Origin of the sequence: Streptomyces fagopyri, assembly GCF_009498275.1 — a bacterium.
Taxonomy (GTDB): domain Bacteria; phylum Actinomycetota; class Actinomycetes; order Streptomycetales; family Streptomycetaceae; genus Streptomyces; species Streptomyces fagopyri.
Map to the genome: position 1 here is coordinate 2,840,617 of NZ_CP045643.1, position 24,238 is coordinate 2,864,854.

At 71.7% G+C, this 24,238-nt stretch carries 16 protein-coding genes; 9 read left to right on the forward strand and 7 right to left on the reverse strand.

Features of this window, described 5'->3' with window-relative positions:
• The first annotated feature begins 22 nt into the window (after positions 1-22).
• A complete protein-coding gene (eccCa, locus tag GFH48_RS12005) occupies positions 23-3,988 on the forward strand; it encodes a type VII secretion protein EccCa (protein ID WP_153288259.1) in 3,966 nt (1,321 codons plus the stop codon).
• A gap of 164 nt (positions 3,989-4,152) precedes the next feature.
• On the opposite strand, the gene GFH48_RS12010 is transcribed toward eccCa, so the two are convergent.
• The 7 genes from GFH48_RS12010 to eccB form a co-directional block, all read right to left on the reverse strand.
• On the reverse strand, positions 4,153-4,455 hold the full coding sequence (locus tag GFH48_RS12010; RefSeq protein WP_148010778.1) for a WXG100 family type VII secretion target: 303 nt from the start codon (positions 4,453-4,455) through the stop codon (positions 4,153-4,155).
• Between the two features lie 66 nt (positions 4,456-4,521).
• A complete protein-coding gene (locus GFH48_RS12015; protein WP_153288260.1) occupies positions 4,522-4,860 on the reverse strand; it encodes a WXG100 family type VII secretion target in 339 nt (112 codons plus the stop codon).
• 128 nt (positions 4,861-4,988) lie between these two features.
• Positions 4,989-6,251: a S8 family serine peptidase gene (locus GFH48_RS12020; protein ID WP_153288261.1), complete on the reverse strand. Its 1,263-nt coding sequence runs from the start codon at positions 6,249-6,251 to the stop codon at positions 4,989-4,991.
• Positions 6,252-6,279: 28 nt separating this feature from the next.
• Positions 6,280-8,046 (reverse strand): WXG100 family type VII secretion target, encoded by a 1,767-nt coding sequence (locus GFH48_RS12025; RefSeq protein WP_153288262.1) that lies wholly within the window; start codon positions 8,044-8,046, stop codon positions 6,280-6,282.
• Positions 8,046-8,519 (reverse strand): hypothetical protein, encoded by a 474-nt coding sequence (locus tag GFH48_RS12030; protein ID WP_322746987.1) that lies wholly within the window; start codon positions 8,517-8,519, stop codon positions 8,046-8,048. The genes GFH48_RS12025 and GFH48_RS12030 overlap by 1 nt, the downstream gene beginning before the upstream one ends.
• Before the next feature lie 234 nt (positions 8,520-8,753).
• A complete protein-coding gene (gene mycP, locus GFH48_RS12035) occupies positions 8,754-10,013 on the reverse strand; it encodes a type VII secretion-associated serine protease mycosin (RefSeq protein WP_153288263.1) in 1,260 nt (419 codons plus the stop codon).
• 18 nt (positions 10,014-10,031) lie between these two features.
• On the reverse strand, positions 10,032-11,558 hold the full coding sequence (eccB, locus tag GFH48_RS12040; protein ID WP_153288264.1) for a type VII secretion protein EccB: 1,527 nt from the start codon (positions 11,556-11,558) through the stop codon (positions 10,032-10,034).
• Positions 11,559-11,753: 195 nt separating this feature from the next.
• Between eccB and eccE the strand changes: the two genes are divergently transcribed.
• From eccE to GFH48_RS12080, 8 genes are all read left to right on the forward strand, one after another.
• Positions 11,754-13,091: a type VII secretion protein EccE gene (eccE, locus tag GFH48_RS12045; RefSeq protein WP_153288265.1), complete on the forward strand. Its 1,338-nt coding sequence runs from the start codon at positions 11,754-11,756 to the stop codon at positions 13,089-13,091.
• A complete protein-coding gene (locus GFH48_RS12050) occupies positions 13,091-13,915 on the forward strand; it encodes a hypothetical protein (protein ID WP_153288266.1) in 825 nt (274 codons plus the stop codon). The genes eccE and GFH48_RS12050 overlap by 1 nt, the downstream gene beginning before the upstream one ends.
• A 421-nt stretch (positions 13,916-14,336) precedes the next feature.
• Positions 14,337-17,804: an SCO5717 family growth-regulating ATPase gene (locus GFH48_RS12055; protein WP_194280563.1), complete on the forward strand. Its 3,468-nt coding sequence runs from the start codon at positions 14,337-14,339 to the stop codon at positions 17,802-17,804.
• A 329-nt stretch (positions 17,805-18,133) separates the two neighbouring features.
• The gene (locus GFH48_RS12060; RefSeq protein WP_153288268.1) at positions 18,134-19,978 is read left to right on the forward strand and encodes an ABC transporter substrate-binding protein; all 1,845 of its coding nucleotides are present in this window, start codon (positions 18,134-18,136) and stop codon (positions 19,976-19,978) included.
• 55 nt (positions 19,979-20,033) lie between these two features.
• On the forward strand, positions 20,034-21,101 hold the full coding sequence (locus tag GFH48_RS12065; protein ID WP_194280564.1) for an ABC transporter permease: 1,068 nt from the start codon (positions 20,034-20,036) through the stop codon (positions 21,099-21,101).
• A gap of 23 nt (positions 21,102-21,124) precedes the next feature.
• Positions 21,125-22,063 carry an ABC transporter permease gene (locus tag GFH48_RS12070; protein ID WP_153292873.1) on the forward strand — a complete coding sequence of 313 codons (939 nt, stop codon included), beginning with the start codon at positions 21,125-21,127 and terminating at the stop codon, positions 22,061-22,063.
• Between the two features lie 8 nt (positions 22,064-22,071).
• On the forward strand, positions 22,072-23,088 hold the full coding sequence (locus GFH48_RS12075) for an ABC transporter ATP-binding protein (protein WP_228120533.1): 1,017 nt from the start codon (positions 22,072-22,074) through the stop codon (positions 23,086-23,088).
• Positions 23,085-24,140 (forward strand): ABC transporter ATP-binding protein, encoded by a 1,056-nt coding sequence (locus GFH48_RS12080; protein WP_153288269.1) that lies wholly within the window; start codon positions 23,085-23,087, stop codon positions 24,138-24,140. The genes GFH48_RS12075 and GFH48_RS12080 overlap by 4 nt, the downstream gene beginning before the upstream one ends.
• Positions 24,141-24,238 lie beyond the last annotated feature (98 nt).

Genomic DNA, 24,238 nt, shown 5'->3' on the forward strand with positions numbered 1-24,238 from the left:
CCGGCAAGGGAATTGGTGAGCAGTGAGCCAAATCATCGTCAAGCGCCCGCCCAGGGCGCTGCCGTCCGAAGTACCCACGGACGAGGTCGTCCTGCAACCACCGCCGGAACTTCCGCGCGGGCACCAGGAGAGCGTCCTGATGCAGTTGCTGCCGACGCTCGGCATGGGCGGCTCGGTGGTCTTCTTCTTCACCAACGGCCAGCCGTTCATGAAGATCATGGGCATGGTGATGATCGCGTCGACGGTGGCCATGTCCATCGCGATGGTGGTCCGCTTCCGCCGTGGATCCCAGGGGCAGTTGGCGGACATGCGCCGCGACTACCTGAGCTATCTGTCGCAGACGCGGCGCGCCGCGCTGGACACGGCGCGGGCGCAGCGCGACGCCCAGTACTACCAGCACCCCTCCCCCGAGCAGCTGTGGGCGCTGGTCGCCGAAGGCAGCCGGGTGTGGGAACGGCGGCCGGGTGACGAGGACTTCGCCCAGGTGCGGATCGGTCTCGGTCCGCAGTCGCTGGCGACTCCGCTGGTCTCCCCCGACACCGGGCCGGTCGACCAGCTGGAGCCGCTGACGGCCGGGGCCATGCAGCGTTTCGTGGCCACCCACAGTGTCCTGGACGCCCTGCCGATGGCGGTCTCGCTGCGCGCCTTCTACCACGTGACGGTCAGCGGCGACCCGCGGTCCGTACGGGCTTCGGCACGCGCTCTGACCGGCTCGCTGGCCTCGCTGCACTCCCCCGAGGACCTGATGATCGTGGTCGCGGCCGGGCGCGACGAGCTGCCGCGGTGGGAGTGGGCGAAGTGGCTGCCGCACGCGCAGGCGGCCGGCGCGGTGGACGGCGCGGGCAGCCGCCGGCTGATCGGCACCGACACCCGGGAGCTGGAGGATCTGCTGGCCACCCGGCTGACCGGGCGTCCGCGCTTCCACCCGGGCGCCACCCCGCTCCCCGACGAGCCGCACATCGTCGTCGTGCTCGACGGCCTGTCGCTGCCGCCGGACTCCGTCCTCGCCACCCCGGAGGGTCTTCAGGGGGTGACGGTCGTCGAGGTCGTGCCCGGCGAGCTCTCGGGACCCCGCGGCGACCTCTCCATCGTCGTGCAACCGCACGCGCTGCACCTGGAGTCGGGGCACGGCCTCGTCTACGAGGGCACGCCGGACGCCCTCTCGTACGAGTCCGCGGAGGCGCTGGCGCGGCAACTGGCCCCGCTGCGCATGGCCTCGGGCGGTGACGACGACGAACCGCTGCTCGCCAACCTGGAGTTCACGGATCTGCTGAGCCTCGGCGACGCCGCCTCGGTGGACACCAAGCGCACCTGGCGGCCGCGTTCGCTGGCCGAGCGGCTGCGGGTGCCGATCGGTGTCGGCGAGGACGGCAGGCCCGTGATGCTGGACCTCAAGGAGGCCGCGCAGGAGGGCATGGGTCCGCACGGGCTGTGCGTGGGCGCGACGGGTTCCGGCAAGTCGGAGCTGCTGCGCACCCTGGTGCTCGGCCTCGCGGTGACGCACTCCTCCGAGACGCTGAACTTCGTCCTCGCGGACTTCAAGGGCGGTGCCACCTTCGCGGGCATGGCGCAGATGCCGCACGTCGCGGCCGTCATCACCAACCTGGCGGACGACCTCACGCTGGTCGACCGCATGGGCGACTCCATCCGCGGTGAGCTCAACCGCCGCCAGGAGATGCTGCGCGACGCGGGCAACTACGCGAACATCCACGACTACGAGAAGGCGCGCGCCGCGGGCGCCCCGCTCCAGCCGATCCCCTCACTCGTCCTGGTGATCGACGAGTTCAGCGAACTGCTCACCGCCAAGCCCGACTTCATCGAGATGTTCGTGCAGATCGGCCGCATCGGCCGCTCGCTCGGCGTGCACCTGCTGCTGGCCTCGCAGCGCCTGGAGGAGGGCCGGCTGCGCGGTCTGGAGACGTATCTCTCGTACCGGGTCGGTCTGCGGACGTTCTCCGCCGCCGAGTCCCGTGCCGCGCTGGGTGTCCCCGACGCCTACGAACTGCCGAACGTCCCCGGTTCCGGCTTCCTGAAGTTCGGCACGGACGAGATGGTGCGCTTCAAGGCGGCGTACGTCTCCGGGGTGTACCGCACGGGTCCGGCGCAGGCCGCGCTCGGCGGAGCCCTGCCCGTGGACCGGCGGCCGGTGCTGTTCACGGCCGCGGAGGTACCGGTGCAGTACGTGGCCGTGCCCCGGCAGCGCCCGGCGGCGACGCCGGAGACGGACGACGCCCTCGCCGACACGGTGCTCGACGTGATCGTGCGCCGGCTGGAGGCGCAGGGACCGGCCGCCCACCAGGTGTGGCTGCCGCCGCTGGACAGCCCGCCGTCGCTGGACGGACTGCTGCCGGGACTGGCCGCCGTCCCCGGGCGCGGGCTCACCCAGCCCGGCTACGAGGGGGCGGGGCGGCTCGTCGTGCCCGCCGGGCTCGTCGACAAGCCGTACGAGCAGCGCCGCGACCCGCTGTGGGTCGACTTCTCGGGCGCGGCGGGCCACCTGCAGATCATCGGCGGCCCGCAGTCGGGCAAGTCGACGCTGCTGCGCTCGCTGATCGCCTCCTTCGCCCTCACCCACACCCCGCACGAGGTGCAGTTCTACGGTCTCGACTTCGGCGGCGGCGGTCTGGCCGCCGTCGCCGGGCTCCCGCACGTCGGCGGGGTCGCCTCGCGTCTGGACCCGGAGAAGGTGCGGCGCACGGTCGCCGAGGTGTACGGGGTCATGACCCGGCGCGAGGAGTACTTCCGCTCCTCCGGGATCTCCTCGATCGCGGAGTTCCGTACGAAACGGGCGCGCGGCGAGGTCTCCGTGACCGACCAGCCGTGGGGGGACGTCTTCCTGGTCATCGACGGCTGGGGGAACTTCCGCGGCGACTACGAGGCGGCGGAGGGCGTCGTCCTGGACATCGCCGCGCGCGGTCTCGGCTACGGCATCCACCTGGTGCTGACGGCGTCCCGGTCGATGGAGGTCCGGGCGAACCTCAAGGACCACCTGATGAACCGCCTGGAGCTGCGTCTCGGTGACACCATGGACTCCGAGCTGGACCGCAAGGTGGCCGCGAACGTCCCCACCGGGGTGCCCGGACGCGGTCAGGCGCCGCAGAAGCTGCACTTCATGGGGGCCGTCCCGCGGATCGACGGCCTGACCTCCGACACGGACCTCGCCGACGCGACGGCCGCGCTGGCGGCGGAGGTCTCCCGGCACTGGCAGGAGCCCGGCGCGCCCGAAGTCCGGCTGCTGCCCCGCGAGTTCCCGGCGGAGCAGCTGCCGCCCGGCGACAGCTTCCCGCGCCGGGGCGTCGCCTTCGCGCTCGACGAGGACAACCTCGAACCCGTCTACGTCGACTTCGAGCAGGACCCGTTCTTCCTCGTCTACGGCGAGAGCGAGTCCGGCAAGTCGAACCTGCTGCGGCTGCTGATCAAGCAGCTCACCGCGCGCTATCCGGGCGACGACTGCAAGCTCTTCGTCGTCGACAACCGGCGCTCGCTGCTGGACGTCACCCCGGCCACCCATCTCGCCGAGTACATCCCGATGTCCAACGCGATGGATCACCACATGGCGGCGCTGGTGGATTTGATGCAGCGCCGCACCCCGACGGCGGAGGTCACCGCGCAGCAGCTGCGGGAGCGGAGCTGGTGGCGGGGGCCGACGGTGTACGTCGTCATCGACGACTACGACCTCGTCTCCACGTCCAGCGGCAACCCGCTGAGCGGTCTGACGGAACTGCTGCCGTTCGCGCGGGACGTCGGCGTGCGCTTCATCATCGCCCGCTCCACGGCGGGCGCGGGGCGTGCCTCGTACGAGCCCTTCATGCAGCGGATGAAGGAGCTGGGCGCGCAGGGTGTGGTGCTCGCCGGCGATCCGGGCGAGGGCGACGTCCTGGGCGGGGTGCGGCCCCGGCCTATGCCCGCGGGGCGGGGCGTCTTCGTGTCACGCCGGCGGGGGAAGCCGTTGGTGCAGACGGGGCTGGTGCCTGAGGGGACGTACTGACCTGCGGCGCGGACCGGTCGCGGGTGACCTGAACGGGCGGGGCGGGCGGCGAGGAGGGCGGGTGTTCCGCCTTCCTCGCCGGGTGCCTGGGCCCGGGCCCGGGGTACGGAACAGGGTGGGCACCTCCCGTGCGTGCCCACCCCGGTCGTCCCTGCCGTCGGGTCCTACTGGAAGTAGCTGGCTCCCTTGAGGTCGCCGCCCCGGTAGTCACCGCCGGCCTGGTGGACCTTCTGCGAGATGGACAGCAGCGCCTGGTGCACGGCGGTGGCGTGGTTGTCCCACTCCTTCGACTGCGCCTGAAACGCGTCGTAGGCCTCGCCGCCCCAGCCTTCCGCCGCGTCGAGAACGGCCTGCTTGAGCGCCCCGAGGTCTTCCTCGAGCTTCTTGGCCTGGTTGCCGAGTTCCGTGGTGAGCGCGTCCAGGGTGCCGTACTTGACGGCAAGGTCCTGGTAGTGGACGCCGGACATGTTTCCTCATCTCCTTGACGATTTCGGACGGACCTCGCGGTCCGGGGAGGGTGCGGCTGGGCGCCGTCAGTAGCTGTTGAGCGCCGAGGTCTTGCCGCCGAGGTCCACCTGGATGTTGGAGATCGTCGAGTGCAGTTCGTCCTCGAGCTTGATCTTGTCCGACTTCGTGAGGTGCAGGTTCTCGAGGAACCGGTCGAGCATCCGGCCGATCTGCGCCATGTTGTCGTTGATCTCGGTCTGCTTCTTGTTGAAGGCGTTGGCGCCGACACCGGTCCAGTTGGCCTCGATCATGTCGATCGTCCCCTGGAGGGCGGCGAGTTGCTTCTTGATGGACTCGTACCGGTCCAGGACGTTCGTCTGGAGCTTCTGTACCCGGTCGTCGTCGAACTTGCGGCCGTCGGCCATGTCCGCACTCCCTTTCGTGGGTTGTGGTTCGTCTTCCTTGCGCACACGTCACCAAGTGGTGAGGTGCCGATCGCCGCACTCGCGCCCGGGAGTCACCGCCCGAGCGGGAACCGGACGTGCGGGGGTGGTCATGCGCGGCGCCGTGAACGGATCACCGCGAAGGCGCCGCCCGCGATCACCAGCACGGCCGCGACACCGGCGAGAGCCCCCCAGGGGGTGCCGCCGGAGGACTCCGTGTTCGATCCCGCCGCCGAAGTCCGGTCGCCCGAGGTGGATTTCGGGGGCTGGGACGAGGCGGGTGCGGTCGCGGAGGGAGAGGCGCCGGTGACGCCCGCGCCGTTCTCGTAACTGAGCGGGTCGGTCTTGGCCGGGCCGGGGTCGATGCCGGTGTCCTCCAGCACCTTCCGGGGCCGGATGAGGCCGTAACCGAGGTAGTTGCTCGGCTTGTTCTTCGGCCAGTCGCGTCCCGCGGTGTCTATCAGACTGCCGAGGACCTGGTTGGCCGTCCAGTCGGGGTGGGCGGACCAGACGAGGGCGGCGGAGGCGGAGGTGATGGCGGTGGCCGCGCTGGTGCCGGCTCCGGTGCAGTACGAGCGGAACGACTTGTCGCACCAGACGGGGAGATCGAGGCCCGGCGCCGCCAGATCGACGTAGTTGCCGTGCTCCGAGAACTTGCCGACCTTTCCGGTCTTGTCCGCGGCGGCGACCCCGACGACGAACGGATAGGCGGCCGGATAACCGATCAGGTTGAATTTCTCCGCGTTGTTGCCAGTGCCCGCGATCAGCAGCTTGCCCTTGGAATGCGCATATTTGATGGCCGCCTCTTCATCCGGGTCACTGGCCGGACTGCCGTACGACATGTTGATGATCTTGGCGTCGCTGTCGGCGGCGGCCCTGATCGCCATGGCCGAGGTCGAGGTCTTCATCCTCTCGGCCTCGCTCTTCAGGTCGCCGGTCACGATCCGGTACGGCACGATCCTCGCCCCCGGGGCCAGGCCTTTCAGACCGCCTCCGGCACCCGTACCGGCGATCAGCTCGGCCATGCTCGTGCCGTGGCCCGAGTAGTCCTGGGTGACGTGGTACGAGACGGCTTTCGGCACTTCGTCGACGAGCACTTGTCCCTTGAGCGAAGGGGTCCCGGGGTTGACGCCCGAGTCGATCACGGCGACCTTCACACCCTCGCCCGCGCTCACCTTCCACATCTCGGAGGCCTTCATCGGCGCCAGATACCACTGCTTCGACCGGACGTCGTCGGCCGCCGCGCCCGGGGCCAGCCCGGCCGGCACAACGACCACCGCGCCCAGCGCCGCGCACACGGAGAACACCCGCCTCCCGTTGCGCCCCGCGGAGGAAGCCGTCCGCCTGCCGTCTCGGCTGATCCCTGACACCATGCTTCTGTCTGTCCTCGCTCGTATCCGGTCAGTCTGTCGTCGGCGGCACGTCGCGCCGCTGCCTCTCACGCGAACGGGTCTCGTCCTCGTCCTCGTTCGGTCGTTCACTACGCGATGTGCCCTTGCCGCGAGCGTTTCCGGGAGCTTGTCCGCCCCCTGGACCCCTCACCAGGCCGGTGCCACCGGAAGTGAATCCCTTGTTCTTCGTCGCAGCGGTCCGGCCCTTGGGGGCACCGACCACACCTTCGGGGTTGTTCATGGATCTACGAGGTGTCTGCCCGGGCCTCACGGCGCCGGCCTGGTCGGGAGCCCCGATCACTCCACGTTGACCGAGCCTGCCCTCGGACACGGGTGATTCAGCCGCCCCCTTGCCACCGACGACCGTGCCGCGCGGCAGCCTGGAGCCCGGCTTTCCGGGTGTCGTTCCCGTGCTGGGCTTTCCGCCGACAACACCGTTGGCACGTCCGGCATTCGTGGCTCCCGGGCCACCCGGACGTCCGCCCGGTGTGCCGCCGGCTCGTCCGCCTGCCGTGCCCGCGGTCCTCGGAATCCCGCCGGTGACGCTCCGCCCCATCGGCGGCTTGCCCGCGGACGAGCCGATCCCCCGGGCTCCTGGCTGGCCGGTGGTCGCAGCACGTCCGACCTGCCCCAGCGGGCCGCGTCCGGCTGCCCTGCCCGTCCCGCCGGGGGACGTCCCGACGCGCCCCTGTGCCGAGAGGGGTGACTTGGCTCCGTTCCCTCCGCCCGATCCCGGGACACGCCCGACCGGGCCGCCGAGGGGAGGGGCCACCGCGCCGGTACCGACGACGGGGACGTTTCCCGCGGGGCTTCCGCCCGGCCCCGTCGCCGACGGAGGCACTGCGGCCACGTGGTGGGCAGTGTCCTGCGGCAGCGTGCCGACGCTGTCGATCTCCGTGCCGACGGGCCGGTCCGGGTACGAAACCGGGTACGGAACCGGGTCGTCCACGTGCCCGGTGGAGTGCGGGATCTCTGCCGGGTGCCGGGTGCCCACCGTCGTCTCCGGGACGGTGTGATGCACGGTGCCGGACTCGCTCGTCGTCCGGAGCGAACTGTCTCCCCCACCCCTGTCCGCCCTGCCCCTGCTGATGGACCGCGGGTCCGGCTTCGGCACCCCCACCCCCGGCATCGGCTCGAACACCGGCGGCTCCTGGGCCGCCAGGGTCTCCTCCGAGACCGCGTAGAACGACGACAACCGGTTCATCTGGTTGATCGCCTCTTGGCGGTGGTTCTCGGCCGTCACCGCCGCCGTGTACTCGTGGTTGCCCTCGATCCGCTTGGGTGCCGGGATGTCGGCGACCGTCTTGGGGGCCGGCCGGGCGTCGCGCGGTGGCATGGACTTGCGTACGGACGCCAGTCCCGTGGCCGCCGCGGTGATCTGTGTGCCCGCGACCTCCGCGAAGCCGGCGAGGTCACGCGCGTGGGTGACGAGGTTGCCGCCCCACGTACGGAACGCGCTGCCGGCCTCGCCGTCCCAGTCGACCCTGCCGATGTGACCGCTCAGTTCCTCGGCGGCGTCGTTGATGGCGTCCCGGGCGTCCCACAGGGCCTTGCCCGCGGTCTCCAGGTGCTCCGGGTTCGCGGACTCGACCATGTCGACCATGTCGTTGAGCTCGTGGCCCTCGAAGTCGGTCTTGCCGAAGAAGCGGACACCACCACCGAGGAAGGTGTGGTTCAGCATCTCGGACACGGCGTTGGTCGCGTCGATGACGCCGACCTGCTGGTTCACGTGCTCCAGGTCGACCTTGTGGTCCGGCTTGTTCTTCTCGTCACCCATCAGTACCCGGCCTCGGACTTGGTGTCGTCGGAACGCTTCTCCTCGGGCTTGCCGTGCTTCGCGGCCTCGGCCGCGGCCTTCTCGCGCTGTGCCTGTTCCTGGTCACGGCGGACCTGCGTCTGGATCTCCCAGAAGCGGTGGCGGAGCTCTTCCTCGAGGTTGTCGAAGCCGACGTCCGCGCCGTGCACGGCGATCCGGAGCGCCTCGATCTGCAACCCGAGGGACTTGGAGAGCGAGGTGAGACGTTCGTGGACGCGCTCGTACTGCGTGTGGAGGCCCTTGGCCTCACCGAAGTCGCCCGTTCCGCAGAACGACGCCTGGGAGATGCTGTGGGCCCCGACCTTCGTCGCGCTGCCCGGTGAGTCCTCGAAGTTCGAGAGCACGCCGTCCACACGCTTCTTGAAGGTCGTCAGCGCCTCCATGCCACGCCTCAGGTCAGCGCCCCCACTGCCACCCATGTCCGCAGGAAGCACGATGCTTTCCCTCCCCGTTGTCGTCGCCTGCTCCGGGATGCCGCGCCCCCGAGCGTTCCTGTCTGCAACGCAACCACTCTAGTCAATTCGTGTGACAGCCCCAACTGCCTTATGCAGCAGCTCTGCTACTACTGTGCGAGGCTTCACTCCTCCTTCACCATGCCCGGCGCGCCCCGATGATCACTCCCGCAACGCGAGGCTATGGGTGCAACGGCCCCGGGGGCATGAGTACTTCTACTCAGTCCCCGTCGTCCGGTGCCCGCGCCGGCGCGCGTCCCGCAGGGCCACCGCGCCTCCGCCCAGGCCCGCGACCAGCACGACCGCGCCCACCGCCACGTACGTCGCCAGACGGGCGTTGCGCTCGTCCGGGGTCTCGCCGAGCTGAAGGGCCGCGGGAACGGGGGCCTCGGCCTGGGAAAGGTGCTGCCCGGGATCGGGGGACTGCGGGGGATGGTCGTCCTCGGTCAGGGCGCGGACCGGGTCGACGACACCCCAGCCGACCAGCCGGTCGCGGCCGGGCACGGAGCGTTCCGCGGTCTGCTCGATCTGCGCCACGATCTCGCGCGGGGTCCAGTCCGGGTGTTTGGCCTTGATCAGGGCCGCGACCCCGGCCACGTACGGGGCCGAGAAGCTGGTGCCGTTGTCGGAGCAGTGGCCGCCCTTGGGGACGGTGGAGATCATGTCCACACCGGGTGCGGCGACGCCGACGAAGTCGCCGGACTGCGAGAAGGAGGCACGTTCGTTGTTGCGGTCGGAGGCCGCGACGGCCAGGACTCCGTCGTACGACGCCGGGTAGGTCTCCTTGACGTTGCCCCCCAGGCCGTCGTTGCCCGCGGAGGCGACGACCACGACGCGCGCGTTCAGCGCCTCCTGCACGGCCCGGTCCAGATCGGGATCGGGGGCCACGGCGTTGGAGGTGTCCTGGGAGATGTTGATGACGCCGGCCCTGGCCTTGATCGCGTAACGGATGGCCGCCGCCAGTTCCGCCGCGGTGCCGTGCCCCTCGGCGTCGTTCTGTTCGATCGGGATGATCGTCGCCTCTGGGGCCAGGCCCACGAATCCGGTCTTCGGGGCGGGCCTGGCCGCGATGATGCCCGCGACGCGCGTGCCGTGGCCGACCGTGTCCGTCGTGCCGTTCTCCTTGCCGCGCGGGATCGGATCCCCGTTGTCGTCCTTCAGCTTCTTCGGAAGGAAGTTGCGGCCGGCGGCCGTGTCCACGGCGTGGGTGAGCTGCTCGTTGCGCACGTCCACGCCCGTGTCGATGACGGCCACGCGCACGCCCGCGCCCTTCGACTGGCTCCACAGTTCGTCCAGGAGGACGCGCTGAAGGGCCCAGGGGCGGCCCGCGTACATCTTGTTGGGGAAGGTGCACTGGTCGGTGGACGAGTCGGCGGCCGCGGCCGGCGCGAGAGCCGTCGCGGCGGTGCAGGCGATCAGTGTGGCGGCGACGAGGGCCGCCGCGCGCGGGGGGTTCACGGCGGGCGCGTACGTCATGGACTGACCCCCGAGGTCCTAGGAGCCCTGCGGCTGGCGGGCCGCGGACGTCGACAGACGCGGGCCGGTGGACAGGAACAGGGACCACGCGACGGGGACCGGCGCCGGATCCACGCCGGAATAGCCCAGGCGGATCTGGGCCAACTGGGCTTCCTGCTCCAACTGCTTGCGTTCCTTGGCGGTGGTGCCGATGCCCGCGTCGTCGGTGGCGCTGTCGTCGTTGGACTGCATCGCGTAGCGCAGGCCGGTGTCGGTCACCAGGAAGACGCCGCCGGCCTTCGTCTCCTCGCCCTGGAACTGGCGGTAGAGCTGACCTGAGCCAGGGGTGACGTACGCGCTGGTGGAGCCGGTCGGGAGGGGAGCCGGGAAGTCGGTGCCCGCCCAGGTGCTGAGGGTCGTCGTGCCGTCGTCCTCGTCGACTCCGCGCAGGACGTTGCAGACGGTGTCGCGGCCGCCCTGGCCGGTGCCCGACTCGTTGACGGCCGACGGGGACTCGGCCGGCCAGTCGCGGTCGGCGGCGAACTCCCGGGAATCCGGGGTGAAGTCGGAGATCCGGACGTCGAGCGCGTCGGTCTGGTTGAGGCTTCCCAGGTCCGGGCTGCTGAGCAGCAGCTTCTCGGTGAAGTCCGAGACGGGCGCCACTTTGCCCGGTTCGACGACGTAGTACTGGTCCCGGTCGCCGTTCGGAGCCTTGAGCAGCATGCCGACCTTGTCCGCGGCGGCGGGCAGACCGCTCCCGGCGCCCGCGTCGGCACCGACCCGCCCCTCGACCTTCGGGAAGGTGATGCGGTCACCGCGGTGCAGGGTCTCCAGCCACTCCTTGGACACCCGTTGGGGTTCGCGGCCGGAGCCGACGAGGGTGCGCAGCAGGAACTCGTCGTTCCTGTCCACCTCGTACGCCTTGCCGTGCGCGTCCACGATGTAGCGGGTCCTGTCCGGTCCGACGACGTACAGCAGGTCGCCGCCGCGCAGCTTCTGCCGGCCGCCCTCGGTCCTGCCCGTGTCACGGGAGGCGAGGACGAAGGCGGCCTTCTGGATCGACCTGCCGCCCGCGCTCGGGCGTTCGCAGACGGCCCAGCGTTTCGCGGAGCCCGCCTCCGAGGCCGCGGGCAGGCGGTCGGGCGCGTAGGGGATGCCGATCGTGACACCGCGCGGGATGGTGCCCTTGTCGAGGATGGACTCGTCGACGGTGACGACCTCGCCCTTGCCCGTCTTGAGGAGGAGTTTCGCGGACGCCATGTTGAGGACCGGATGCAGCTGTACCTTGCCGTCCGTCCTGAGCACCACGTAGCGGGTGGTGGAGTCGCTGGCGATGATCACCTTCTCGCCGACGGTGTCCCAGCCCTGCGGGGCCGTCGGTTTGAACATCCCCCACGCCCCGAACGCGGCCAGGATGACGACCCCGACGACGGTGCCCGGCAGCACGGCCCGCAACGGGCGCGGCGCCCCCTCCTCCGAGCCGTCCGGGGACGACTGGACGAAGGACGCGAGCATGCGGCGCTTCGCGAAGGTGTAGGCGTTGAGCTGGTCCCGCCGAGATGCCATGTGTGCCTGTGTCTCCCCGTGTCTCGCCCTGCCCGCGCTCGGGGGTCCCGTCCCCCGCCCTCCGTTGCCGAACCGGCCCCCTACTATGCCTGGTACGGGAGCGCCCTGGTGGTGCGGGTAGGGTATCGGCGCCTCAAGAGCCTTGTGCGGTGGCGTTGTTCCAGTGAGTTGTGAGGAAAACGGGGGGATGAAGTGATGGCTTCCGGAGCGCGGTTCCGGTCGCGCGACCGGTCGCGGGAGCGGGGCTCCTCCGCGTCCCGGCCGCAGCCGCCGGGGACACCCGACCGGTCCGGGCAACCCGGGCCCCCCACCGGCTCGTTGCACCTCAGGGTCCGTGCCGGACGGTCCGGGTCGTTCCGGTTGCAACGAGTCGTCCTGCTGGAGATCGCCGCCGCCGCGCTGCTGGTCGGATGGGTCGTCTCGCCCTTCGCCCTGGTCCCCGCGGCCGTCCTCGCGGTCGTGCTGGTGCTGCTCGCCCTGGTGCGCCGCCGGGGTCGTTCGCTGCCCGAATGGCTGGCGACGGCAAGGGCGTTGCGTGTCCGGCGACGCCGCGCCGCCGGTACGCCGATACGGCCGGGCACGGAGCCCGGCCTCGCCCCGGCAGTGGAGTGCGACCCCAGCCTGCGCACCTCGGCCTACAGCGCGCGCGACCGGCGTCCGGTCGGTGTCATCGGGGACGGCACGTTCGTGACCGCCGTGCTTCAGGTGGAGGCCGACGCGACCGCGCTGCGTGCCGAGCGGAGCCGCCAGCCGCTGCCCCTGGGACTGGTGCGGGACGCGCTGGAGGTGGACGGCGTCCGCCTGGAGTCGGCGCAGATCGTGCTGCACACGCAGCCCGCGCCCGCCCTGCACCTGCCCCAGCAGTCCGTGGCCGTCAGCAACTACGCGCCGTTGCAGGAGCAGACCGGGGCGCCCGCCGTGCGCATCACCTGGATCGCGCTGAAGCTCGATCCGGAGCTGTGCCCGGAGGCGGTGGCCGCGCGCGGAGGCGGACTCGTCGGCGCGCAGAAGTGCGTCATTCGCACGGCGGACCACCTCGCGAGCCGGCTCACGGGAGCCGGATTCCGTACGACGCTGCTGAACGAGGAGGAGCTGACCGCGGCGGTGGCGACCTCGGCGTGCGCGAACCCCCTGGTGACGGCGGAGGCCGGACGGACGGACCTGCCGGCGCGGCGGACGGAGGAGTCCAGCCGCAGTTGGCGCTGCGACAACCGCAGACATACAACGTACTGGGTGCGTCGCTGGCCCCAGTTGGGCGGTTCCGGAGGGCCGTCGCTCCCCCAACTCGTCGCCCTTCTCACGGCCGTGCCCGCACTGGCCACCACCTTCAGTCTCACCCTGCGGCGCGGCGAGCGTCAGGACGTGTCGCTCTGTGGACACCTACGGGTGACCGGGCGCAGCGACGACGAACTGGTCGCGGCGCGGCGCTCGCTGGAGGAGTCCGCGCGACGGGCGGGCACGGGACTGACCCGGCTCGACCGCGAGCAGCTTCCGGGTGTGCTCGCCACACTGCCGCTCGGGGGTGTCCGCTGATGTCCATGACCTCATCCGGAGCCACCGCACCGGGGGCGTACGGGAATTCGGGAGCCTCCGGGGTCGGCCCGTCGGGCTCTCCCGACGTAGCGGGGGCCTCGGCCTCGGAGCGTCCGCGCGGCCTGCTGCGCAGCGGGTTCGGTCTGATCGGGCCGCGGCACGGACGGCATGTGCTGTCCGTGGAACAGGTGGACTCGCTGGCGCTGCCGATCGGGGACGACGGGGTCGTCATCGGCGTGGACGCCGGGGGCGGGCCCGCCGTGCTCGGCCTCAACCGGCCGACGCCGTACGACGTCGTCCTGATCGGCGGGCTGTGGACGGCGCAGGTGCTCGCGCTGCGGGCGGCGGCCACCGGGGCGCGCGTCGCCGTGGAGACGGGGCGGGCGCAGGCCTGGATGCAGATGGTGCACGCCATGGGCGGCGGGCAGAACGGCATGAGTGTGCACGACGTGGGGCGCGTTCCGCCGCAGGGCGCCTCGGCGGGCAACCCGGTGCTGGTGGTGCGCGACTGCGGAATGCGGCCGCCGCGCGGGCGGGTGGTGGCCGGCCCCTGGCAGTCGATTCTGACGCTGCTGCCGTACCTCAGCCCGGTGGCCCCACGACTGCTGAGGCAGGCGCGGCTCGTCGGTGTGCAGCGGGTCTCGCCGGACGAGGCCGCGGAGATCGGGCGGGCGCTGGCGCTGCCCCGGGGCGACGTGGACTCGCTGCCGACGCTCGCCGACGGTGTCACGCTGTGGTGCGCCGACCGCGACCGGCAGTACGTGATGACGCAGCCCACGGACGCCGAGACCGGACTGTTCGGTACGCCGCGCAGAATGGACTGACCGGGCGCGGTCTCGGCGGGCCCTGGCCCAACCCCGGGCCGCGCTGCGGCACTTCCGGTCCGGGCTCGGGCGCTTCCGTCCGATTACCCCCTCTCGCAACCGACTTGTTCACCAGGATTGCCCGATTTGTTTCGCCCTGTGACGCGTGCGTACGCCGCTGCTGGGCAGGGTGTGACGAAGTGGGCCCGTGCGGAGGGGTGGACGGGCCTGCCGTCGTGGCGCCCGTGGTGATTAGGCTGGGGTTGGACGCGACACCCCGCCGTCGACCGACCCGCCGGCAAAACGCCCGCGCCCTGCGGAACGGTCTGGCGCGTCGGGCGGCGTCGAACGGCGTCGGACGGCGTCCGGCCAAGAGATTCGGATGAAGAGAACGGTCGCCCCAGCTCGGTATCAAGGGTGCTCGACCACACCAGGAGGAACTGTGAACAGCGATCGGGACGGGATCCGCGGGGGCTGGGCCACACCCGGCGATGACCAGTCCGACGCGGAGTCCGCAGTCGAGGCGACGGGCGAGTTCACCATCGACTACGCGCCGCCCGCCTGGTACACGCAGAACGCGTCGGCAGGTTCGGGACAGGCGTCGCAGGCTCCGGTTCCCGCTCCGCCGGATCCGCAGGGAGCACCGCTGCCGCCGGGACCGCCGGGACCGCCGGCCCAGGTTCCCCCCGCGCCATCGGCGCCGATGCCGCAGGCCGCCTGGTCGCCGCCGGTCGTACCGGCCGGCCAGGAGGATGCCGCGACCGGTGACATCGAGAGCGGCGCGACGATGCGTTTCTCCGCCGCCGCGCTCAAGCGTGAGTTCGCGGAGCGGTCCGCGGGGGAACACGTCGCCACTGCCGGGGGCCCGGTCGCGGTGGGGGCGGGTGGCGATGCGGTCTCCGTCCCCGAGGAGGAGCGGGCCGGTGCCGCTCCGGTCGGCGGTGACGCGGCGGGCGGCGACTTCGAGTTGAGCGCTCCGGTGCCGCCGGTGGCGGTGCCGGGTGCGGAGTCGGGGTCAGGATCGGGGTCGGGGTCGGGGTCGGGATCGGCCGAGGCTTCCGGTGCGTCCGTGGTGAGCGAGGCCGCACCCTCACGGCCGGAGAGCACGGACGCGACCGCAGCCGCGCAGGACGGCGACGGGAGCGGCGACTCCGCGAGCGCTGATGCCGGTACCGATGTCGAAGCCGGTGTCGATGCCGACGCCGATGCCGACGCCGATACCGACGCCGTGGAGCCCGTCTCCGGGCAGGAGCGCGAGCCCGCGGAAGCCGGGGCCGACGTGACGGACCGAGCCGTCGACTCGGACGGACGGGACGGATCCGACGGACCGAACGCCGCGGGTCCACAGTCCCCGGCGGAAACGACCGGAGCCCCGCACGCCGATGCCGACGCCGAAGCGGCCGACGACGACGCGGAGGCCGAGCGCCTCGACGCCGCCGCGCCCGCGGATCCGCCGTCGCGGGACTCCGGAGACATGGACGCGGGAACGCGGGACGCCGCGACGGCCGGGGATGCCGACCCGTCGGACACCCCGCCCGGGAGCCCGGCGCCGGACGCCGGAGTGGACGTACCCGCGGGCGCGTCCGAAGCGGCACCCGCCTGGACTCCCCCGCCGATGGCGCAGGGCGCGCTGCCGCCGCTGCCGCCCGCGTACCAGCCCGCCGCCCCGGCGCCCGCGCCACAGTGGCCCTCACCCGGGCCGGTGACACCGCCCGCGCCCGGGACCCCGCCGCCGCAGTCACCGGCCGCGCAGGGGCAGCCACCCGCGCAGCCGCACCCCTCGGTGGCCGGGGCCCAGCCTCCCGCGCCGCCCCGGCAGCCGGGGATCCAGCCCCAGCACGCCCAGGTCCAGCACGCCCAGAGCCAGCCGCCGGCTCAGCCGCAAGCGCCGTTCCAGCCGCCGACCGCGCAGTCCGCGCCCCCGGCCTGGGACCCGCAGGCCGCACCGCCCGCGCCGGTCCCGGTACCGCCGGCGCCCGCCCCGGTCCCGGCACCACCGGCTCCGCCGACCGGTTACGGCGTCCCGCAGACCGGTGTTCCGGTCCCCCAGCCGCCCGCGCCGCAGGACGGCTACGGCTTCCCCCAGCCCGGCGTCCCGGCCCCCGCCACGCCCAACCCCCCGGCCCCTCAGGCCGGTTACGGCTTTCCGCAGCAAGGCCCGCCGGTGCCGCAGGACGGCTACGGGTTCCCCCAGACGGCCGCCCCGGCTCCCCAGCAGCCGGCACCCCGGGCGGCAGGACCCCAGGCGCCGGGACCGGATGCCCCCGCGCCGCAGGCCCCGGGCCCGCAGCCGGGCTACGGCTTCCCCCCGCACGCCCAGCCGCCGGCGCAACCGCAGCCGCACGTCCCCGCGCAGCAACCGCACCCGGCGCAGCCGCACATCCCGGCTCAGTACCAGCCTCACCCGGGCCTGTCGCCCGAGGCCCCGCACCCCTCTCAGAACCAGCAGCCGCACCAGCAGCACCCTCCCCAGCAGGCCCCCGTGGATCCGCGGAGCGGGACCGCTTGGCCGCAGCCCGTCCGGCACGACCAGCGACAGCCGACGAATCCCTCGGCGGCGCCTCTCGGGTACACCGCCGCGGTGGAGCTGTCCTCCGACCGTCTGCTCAACAACAAGAAGCAGAAGGCCAAGAGCGGGCGCCCCGGCGGCGGCTCGTCCCGGTTCAAGCTGGGCGGCAAGAAGGAGGAGGCCGAGCGCCAGCGGAAACTGGAGCTGATCCGTACGCCGGTCCTGTCGTGCTACCGGATCGCGGTCATCAGCCTCAAGGGCGGTGTCGGCAAGACGACCACCACCACCGCCCTCGGCTCCACGCTCGCCACCGAGCGGCAGGACAAGATCCTCGCGATCGACGCCAACCCGGACGCGGGCACGCTCGGGCGCCGGGTACGCCGGGAGACCGGGGCCACCATCCGCGACCTCGTGCAGGCGATCCCTTACCTCAACTCGTACATGGACATCCGGCGGTTCACGTCCCAGGCCTCGTCCGGGCTGGAGATCATCGCCAACGACGTCGACCCGGCCGTGTCCACGGCGTTCAACGACGAGGACTACCGGCGCGCGATAGACGTGCTGGGCAAGCAGTACCCGATCATCCTGACCGACTCCGGCACGGGTCTGCTCTACAGCGCCATGCGCGGGGTGCTCGACCTCGCCGACCAGCTCATCATCATCTCCACGCCGTCCGTCGACGGTGCGAGCAGCGCGAGCACGACGCTGGACTGGCTGTCGGCGCACGGGTACGCGGATCTCGTCTCGCGTTCCCTCACCGTCATCTCCGGGGTGCGCGAGACCGGAAAGATGATCAAAGTGGAGGACATTGTCAGCCATTTCGAGACGCGTTGCCGGGGTGTCGTGGTGGTGCCGTTCGACGAGCATCTGGCCGCGGGCGCCGAGGTCGACCTCGACATGATGCGGCCCAAGGTGCGGGAGGCGTACTTCAACCTCTCCGCGATGGTCGCCGAGGACATCGTCCGTCACCAGCAGTCGCACGGCCTGTGGACGAACGACGGCAACCCGCCGCCGGTGGCCGCCCCGCCGATGCCGGGCGTGCCGATGCCGGGCGTGCCGCAGTACTCGTACCCGCTGGACGTACCCGTACCGGGCGGACAGACGCCCCCCGGACAGGCGCCCCCCGGGCCGCCGGTTCCCGGACCGCCGCAGTACGGGCAGCCGGACCCCGGTCGGCCCTCCCCGTACCAGCAGGGCGATCCCTACGCCCAGCAGCCCGGTCCGCCTCTCCCCCCGCCGCAGCCGGGCCAGGCGTACCCGCCGCCGCCCCCGCCGCAGCCGCAGCCGCAGCCGCAGCCAGGGCAGTCCGCCGCGGGCCGGCCCTTCGACGACGGTCAGCCCTATCCGCCCCATCAGGGCCACACACCGCCCCCGCCGCCTCCCGCGTCTCCTCGCCAGTAGCCGGAGACCATCACCCGATCGGCCCCTTCCGAGGGGCCGGTTCCCGCCAGGGCCCGCACCGTCCGTCCACGGTGCGGGCCTTCGTGTGTCCAGGGGCCGAAGGGAGCGCCACCCCCTGGCCAGGGGGGCTTCACCGGTCTGAACCAATGAGCGAATAATCCGCGCCAACTCGTTATTTCCGCAGGCCACATGGGGTCCACCTGCCGTTGACTCGCGGAGACCGCCGCTGATAGACACACACATCAACCCCGCCGGCGCCCCTGTTCACCCCTGATCCAGTAGTTCAACCAGCCATCCCCGTGCGAGCGATGACGCGAGGTCACCGACCCATGAACAGACAAGATCAGCTCACCGGAGGACGCCCGCGTCTCAGGCTCCTCGCCGCCGCGGGCGCCGCCGCCCTCACGCTCACCGCCGGTCTCGCGAGCCCGCTCGATCCGGCCCCGCAGCAGGCCCGGGCCGAGGAGGGCAAGAACGTCCTCACCGTCGCGGTCGCGCAGAGCGTCGACTCGCTGAGCCCCTTCCTGGCGTCGCGCCTGGTCAGCACGAGCATCCACCGGCTCATGTACGAGTACCTGACCAACTACGACCCGGCGGACAACCACGCGATCCCGGGCCTCGCCACCAAGTGGGCGCCGTCCGCCGACAAGCTCACCTGGACCTACACGATCCGCTCCAACTCCAAGTGGTCGGACGGCAAACAGGCCACCGCCGAGGACGCGGCGTGGACCTTCACCAAGATGATGACCGACCCGAACGCGGCCACCGCGAACGGCAGCTTCGTCGGCAACTTCAAGAAGGTCACCGCCCCGAGCCCCACCAAGCTGGTCATCGAGCTGAAGAAGCCGCAGGCCACCATGGCCGCCCTCGACGTCCCGATCGTGCCCCGGCACGTCTGGGAGAAGGTCGGGGACTTCTCCAAGTTCAACAACGACAAGAGCTTCCCGATCGTCGGCAACGGGCCGTTCATCCTGACGGACTACAAGCCCGACAGCTATGTGCGGCTGAAGCCCAACAAGACCTTCTGGCGAGGCGCACCCAAGTTCGACGAGCTGGTGTTCAAGTACTACAAGGACGGTGACGCGGCCGTCGCGGCCCTGCAGAAGGGCGAGGTGTCGTTCGTCTCCGGTCTGACGCCCGCTCAGTCGGCCGCTCTCAAGAGCCAGTCGAACATCAAGGTCAACGACGCCCCCGGCCGCCGTTTCTACGCCCTCGCCACCAATCCGGGCGCCGAGGCCGCGAACGGGGACCACTTCGGCGACGGAGCCGAGTCCCTGCGCGACCAGAAGGTGCGCCAGGCGCTGTTCATGGCGATCGACCGGAGCACCCTCGTCGACAAGGTCTTCCAGGGTCACGCCGTCGAGGGCGCCGGGTACATCCCACCGCGCTTCTCCACGTACTACTGGAAGCCGTCGGCGAGCCAGAACCTCGGCTACGACCCGGCGAAGGCGGCCCAGCTCCTCGACCAGGCCGGATACAAGAAGAACGGCGCCGGCAAGCGCGTGGAGAAGAACGGCAGGCCGATCGACTACCGGCTGCTGTGTCACGCCACCGACCCGAACGACAAGGCGGTCGGACAGTACCTGAAGGAGTGGTTCGGCAAGCTGGGCATCGGCGTGACGCTCGAATGCCTGGACAACGTGACGGACCCGTGGCTCGCGGGCAAGTACGACCTGGCCTTCGACGGCTGGTCCGTCAACCCCGACCCCGACTTCGTGCTGTCGATCCACACCTGTGCCGCGCTGCCCGCCACCCCCAAGGACACCGGCGCGACGGACAACTTCATCTGCGACAAGAAGTACGACGATCTGTACGGCCGGCAGCTCACCGAGTACGACACCGCCAAGCGGGCGGAGATCGTCAAGCAGATGGAGTCGCGGCTGTACGACACCGGGTACATGAACGTCATGGCGTACCCGAACGCGGTGGAGGCCTACCGCACCGACCAGATCAAGTCGATCGAGACGATGCCGAAGGCGGCCGGGAACATCTACGGCCAGGACGGCTACTGGAGCTGGTGGTCGGCGGTTCCGGCGGGCTCCTCCGGTGCGTCCTCCGACGGTTCGAGCTCGACGGGCGTCATCATCGGCATCGTCGCGGGCGTGGTCGTCCTCGTGGGCGCCGGGGCGTTCTTCGCGATGCGTCGCCGTGCCACGGCCGAGGACCGCGAATAGCGCGCTCCCACGCCCCCCGGGGCACTCCATGGACGTACGAGCGAATGAGTAGTTCATGACCGCTGAGGCAACACCCTCGCTGGTCGAGGCGACCGACGGTCCGGCCGACGCCGGACCGTCGGTCCGCGGGCCACGGGCGCGCACCACGACCGCCTATCTGCGTTATGTGGCGGGCAAGTTGGGCGGCGCGGCCGTCTCGCTGCTCGCCGTCCTCGTCACCAGTTTCTTCCTCTTCCGGCTCATCCCCGGCGACCCGGTCAAGTACATGACCGGCGGTCGCCAGGTGTCGGCCGAGCAACTGGCCCACTACCGAACCGAGTTCGGGCTCGACCTGCCGCTCTGGGAGCAGTTCACGGACTACTGCGGCAAGGCGCTGACCGGCGACCTGGGCACCTCCTACCAGTTCCGCACGCCCGTCATCGACAAGATCACCGAGGCGCTGCCGAACACCCTGCTCCTGACCGTCACGGCGTTCGTCCTCTACACCGCGCTCGGCATCTTCCTCGGCACCCGGTCCGCCTGGCGCAACGGCGGGACGAGCGACCGCCTCAACACCGGTCTGGCGCTGACGCTGTACTCGATCCCGTCCTTCTGGCTCGGGCTGCTGCTCATCATCGTCTTCTCGGTGGGCATGGGCCCGGTCCCCGGCCTGTTCCCGACCGGCGGCATGGAGTCGGGGGGCAAGGAGGGCTTCGCGTACGTCCTCGACGTCGCCCACCACCTGGTCCTGCCGGTGGTGACCCTGGTCGCCGTGGAGTACGGGCAGACGCTGCTGGTCACCCGCTCCGCGCTGCTGGACGAGATGGGCAGCGACTACCTGACCACGGCGCGGGCCAAGGGCCTGCGCGACGATCTCGTACGGCGCCGCCACGCCGTGCCCAACGCACTGCTGCCGACCGTCACGCTGATCTTCATCAACCTCGGACGGACGGTCGCGGGTGTGATCCTCGTCGAGACCGTCTTCTCCTGGCCGGGCCTCGGCGGCCTGTTCTACCAGGCACTGAGCGTGCCCGATCTGCCGCTCGTCCAGGGGCTGTTCTTCGTCTTCGCGGCGGCCGTGGTCGTGATGAACACGCTGGCCGACCTGATCTATCCGCTGCTGGACCCACGGGTGGGCCGATGACCACGACCGAGTCGGACGGGCCGATGACAACCGAATCCACGGCGGCCGAACAGGCCGTCACCCCGGGCGCGAAGAGCTCCCGCACACTCGCCAGGCAGCGCCGCCGCAACTCGGCCGTCCGCTTCTGGCGGCGGTACCGCACCCACCGGGCGGGCGTCCTCGGGCTCGCCGCGCTCACGCTCTTCGCCCTCATCGCCCTGACAGCACCGCTGACCGTCGGCTCCGACGTGCAGAGCGTGACCGACGCGCCGGGCCGGCCGATGGAGAGCCCGAGCGCGCAATTCCCCCTGGGAACCGACCAGTTCGGACGCAATCTGCTCGGGCTCGTGGTGTGGGGCGCCCGGGTCTCCCTGCTGGTGGGACTGCTCGCCGCCGTGCTCTCGGTCGCGATCGGCGCCGTCATCGGGATCACCGCCGGCCACTTCCGCGGCTGGTACGCGACCGTGCTGATGCGGATCACCGACTGGTTCCTGGTGATGCCGACACTGGTCCTCGCGATCGCCCTGGCGACCGTGATGACCCGCTCGCTCGGCACGATCATCCTGGCCATCGGCGTCACCACCTGGCCGACGACGGCCCGGCTGGTCCGCGCGCAGACCCTCGCCGTCGAATCGCGGCCCTACATCGAACGGGCCAAGGCGCTCGGCGGCGGCCACTGGCACATCATGTCGCGGCACGTGCTGCCCAACGTGATGCCGCTGGTCCTGGCGCAGACGACCCTGATCATCTCCTCCGCGATCCTCGCCGAGGCAACGCTGGCGTTCCTCGGTCTGGGCGATCCCACGGTCGTGTCCTGGGGCGGGCTGCTCCAGGACGCGCGGGAGGCGGGCGCCGTCAGCGCCGGCAAGTGGTGGTACCTGGTACCGCCGGGAATCGCGATCGCGGTGGTCGCGCTCGCGTTCACCCTGTGCGGACGCGCGGTCGAGTCGGTCCTCAACCCGAAGCTGGGGGTGACCCGTTGAACACTCCGGTGAGCACTCCCGTGACCGCTCCCGCCCGCCGGCCCCTGCTGGAGGTCAGGAACCTCGAAGTGACGTACGCGGGCGGGGCGGCCGCCGTACGCGGTGTGGACCTCTCGCTCGACGCGGGACAGAAGCTCGGCATCGCGGGCGAGTCCGGCTGCGGCAAGTCCACGCTGGCCCTCGCGCTGCTGCGGCTGCTGCCCGCCGGCACCCGTACGAGCGGGGAGATCCTGCTCGACGGCGAGGACGTGCTGACGATGAAGTGGGGCCGGGTGCGGGCGGTCCGCTGGGCGGGCGCCTCGATCGTCTTCCAGGGGGCGATGCACTCGCTGAACGCCGTGCACCGCATCGGCGACCAGATCGCCGAGCCGATCCTGCTGCACAGGAAGGCGACCCCGGCGGGTGCCAGGAGGAAGACCGGCGAACTGCTGGAACAGGTGGGGCTGCCCGCCGCCCGCGCGGACGCCTACCCGCACGAGCTCTCCGGCGGGCAGCGCCAGCGCGTCATGATCGCCATGGCGCTGGCCTGCGACCCCCGGCTCGTCATCGCCGACGAACCGACCACGGCGCTCGACGTGATGATCCAGGCGCAGATCCTCCGCCTGATCGAACAACTCGTGAGCGAACAGGAGTTGGGCCTCCTCATGATCAGTCACGACCTCGCGGTCCTGGCCGACACCTGCGACCGGCTCGCGGTGATGTACGCGGGCCGCGTCGTCGAGGAGGGCCCCGCACGGCAGGTGTACGACAACGCCCGGCACCCCTACGGCAAGGCCCTGTCCGCGGCCTTCCCGCGCATCGGGGACAGCGCCTCGCGGTTCGCGCCGCGCGGCCTGCCCGGCGATCCCCCGGACCCGTCCGCACTCCCCTCCGGCTGTACGTTCCACCCCCGGTGCGCGGTGGCGCTGGACTCGTGCGCCGACCAGGACCAGGGGCTGCGGGACGCGGGCGCGGGACGGTGGGCCGCCTGCGTGCACGTGGACACGGCCGCCGGAGCGGCAGAGCCAGTCAGGAGCACGCCATGACGAACCCGCCCGCGCCGGCCCCCGTACCGGCCACGACACCGGCGCCCTCGCCCGCGCCCGCGTCGCCGCTGCTCAGCGCCGAGGGACTGCGCGTCTCGTTCCCCGGACGGCACGGCGCCGCCCGCGCCCGCGCCGTCGACGGGGTCGATCTCGACATCCGCCGCGGTGAGATCGTCGCCCTGGTCGGCGAGTCCGGCTGCGGCAAGACGACGCTCGCCCGTTCCCTTCTCGGTCTGGTCCCGCCCACCGGCGGTCGTGTCACCTTCGACGGCGCACCGCTCGACTACTCCTCGCGCGCGCTGAAGGCCTACCGCAAGCGGGTCCAGCTGGTCCTCCAGGATCCGAGCGGCTCGCTCAACCCCCGGCACACGGTGTACGACGCGGTGGCCGAGGGGCTGCGCATCCACGGGTACGGGGGCGACGAACGGGCGGCGGTCGCGGAGGCCCTCTCCCTGGCCGGCCTGCGTCCGCCGGAGCGTTTCTTCCTGCGCTACCCGCACGAACTGTCCGGGGGCCAGCGTCAGCGCGTCGTCATCGCGGGCGCGCTCGTCCTGCGGCCCGAACTCATCGTCGCCGACGAGCCGGTGGCCTCCCTCGACGCGTCGGTACGGGGCGAGATCCTCGCCCTGCTCCTGCGGCTGCGCGCCGAACTCGGCCTGTCCGCCCTGGTGGTCACCCACGACCTGGGTCTGGCGTGGAACATCGCCGACCGGGTCGCGGTGATGTACCTCGGCCGGATCGTGGAGACGGGCGAGGTCGCCGAGGTCCTGACGTCGCCCCGACACCCGTACACCCAGGCCCTGTTGTCCGTTCTCCCGGAGGCGCCGGGCGCGCCGGTCGTACTCACGGGCGAGCCCCCGGACCCCTCACGGATCCCCTCGGGCTGCCGCTTCCACGCGCGCTGCCAGATCCTGGCGGGCGGGGAGGCCGAACGGGCCGGAGTCGCGGACGCCTGCCGCGGGCAGGACCTGCCGGTACTGGGCGGCGGCGGAGGGGCACAGGTGGCGTGCCACTGGGCTGCGACGGGGGCGACGACGCCGGCCGGTACGTGAGGGACGGTCCCGTCCGTGACGGGCCGCGGCGCTGTGGCCGGGAGGCCCGACGGAACAGCGGTCGACGGTGCCCCGAGGCGCCGACCACACGGCCGCCG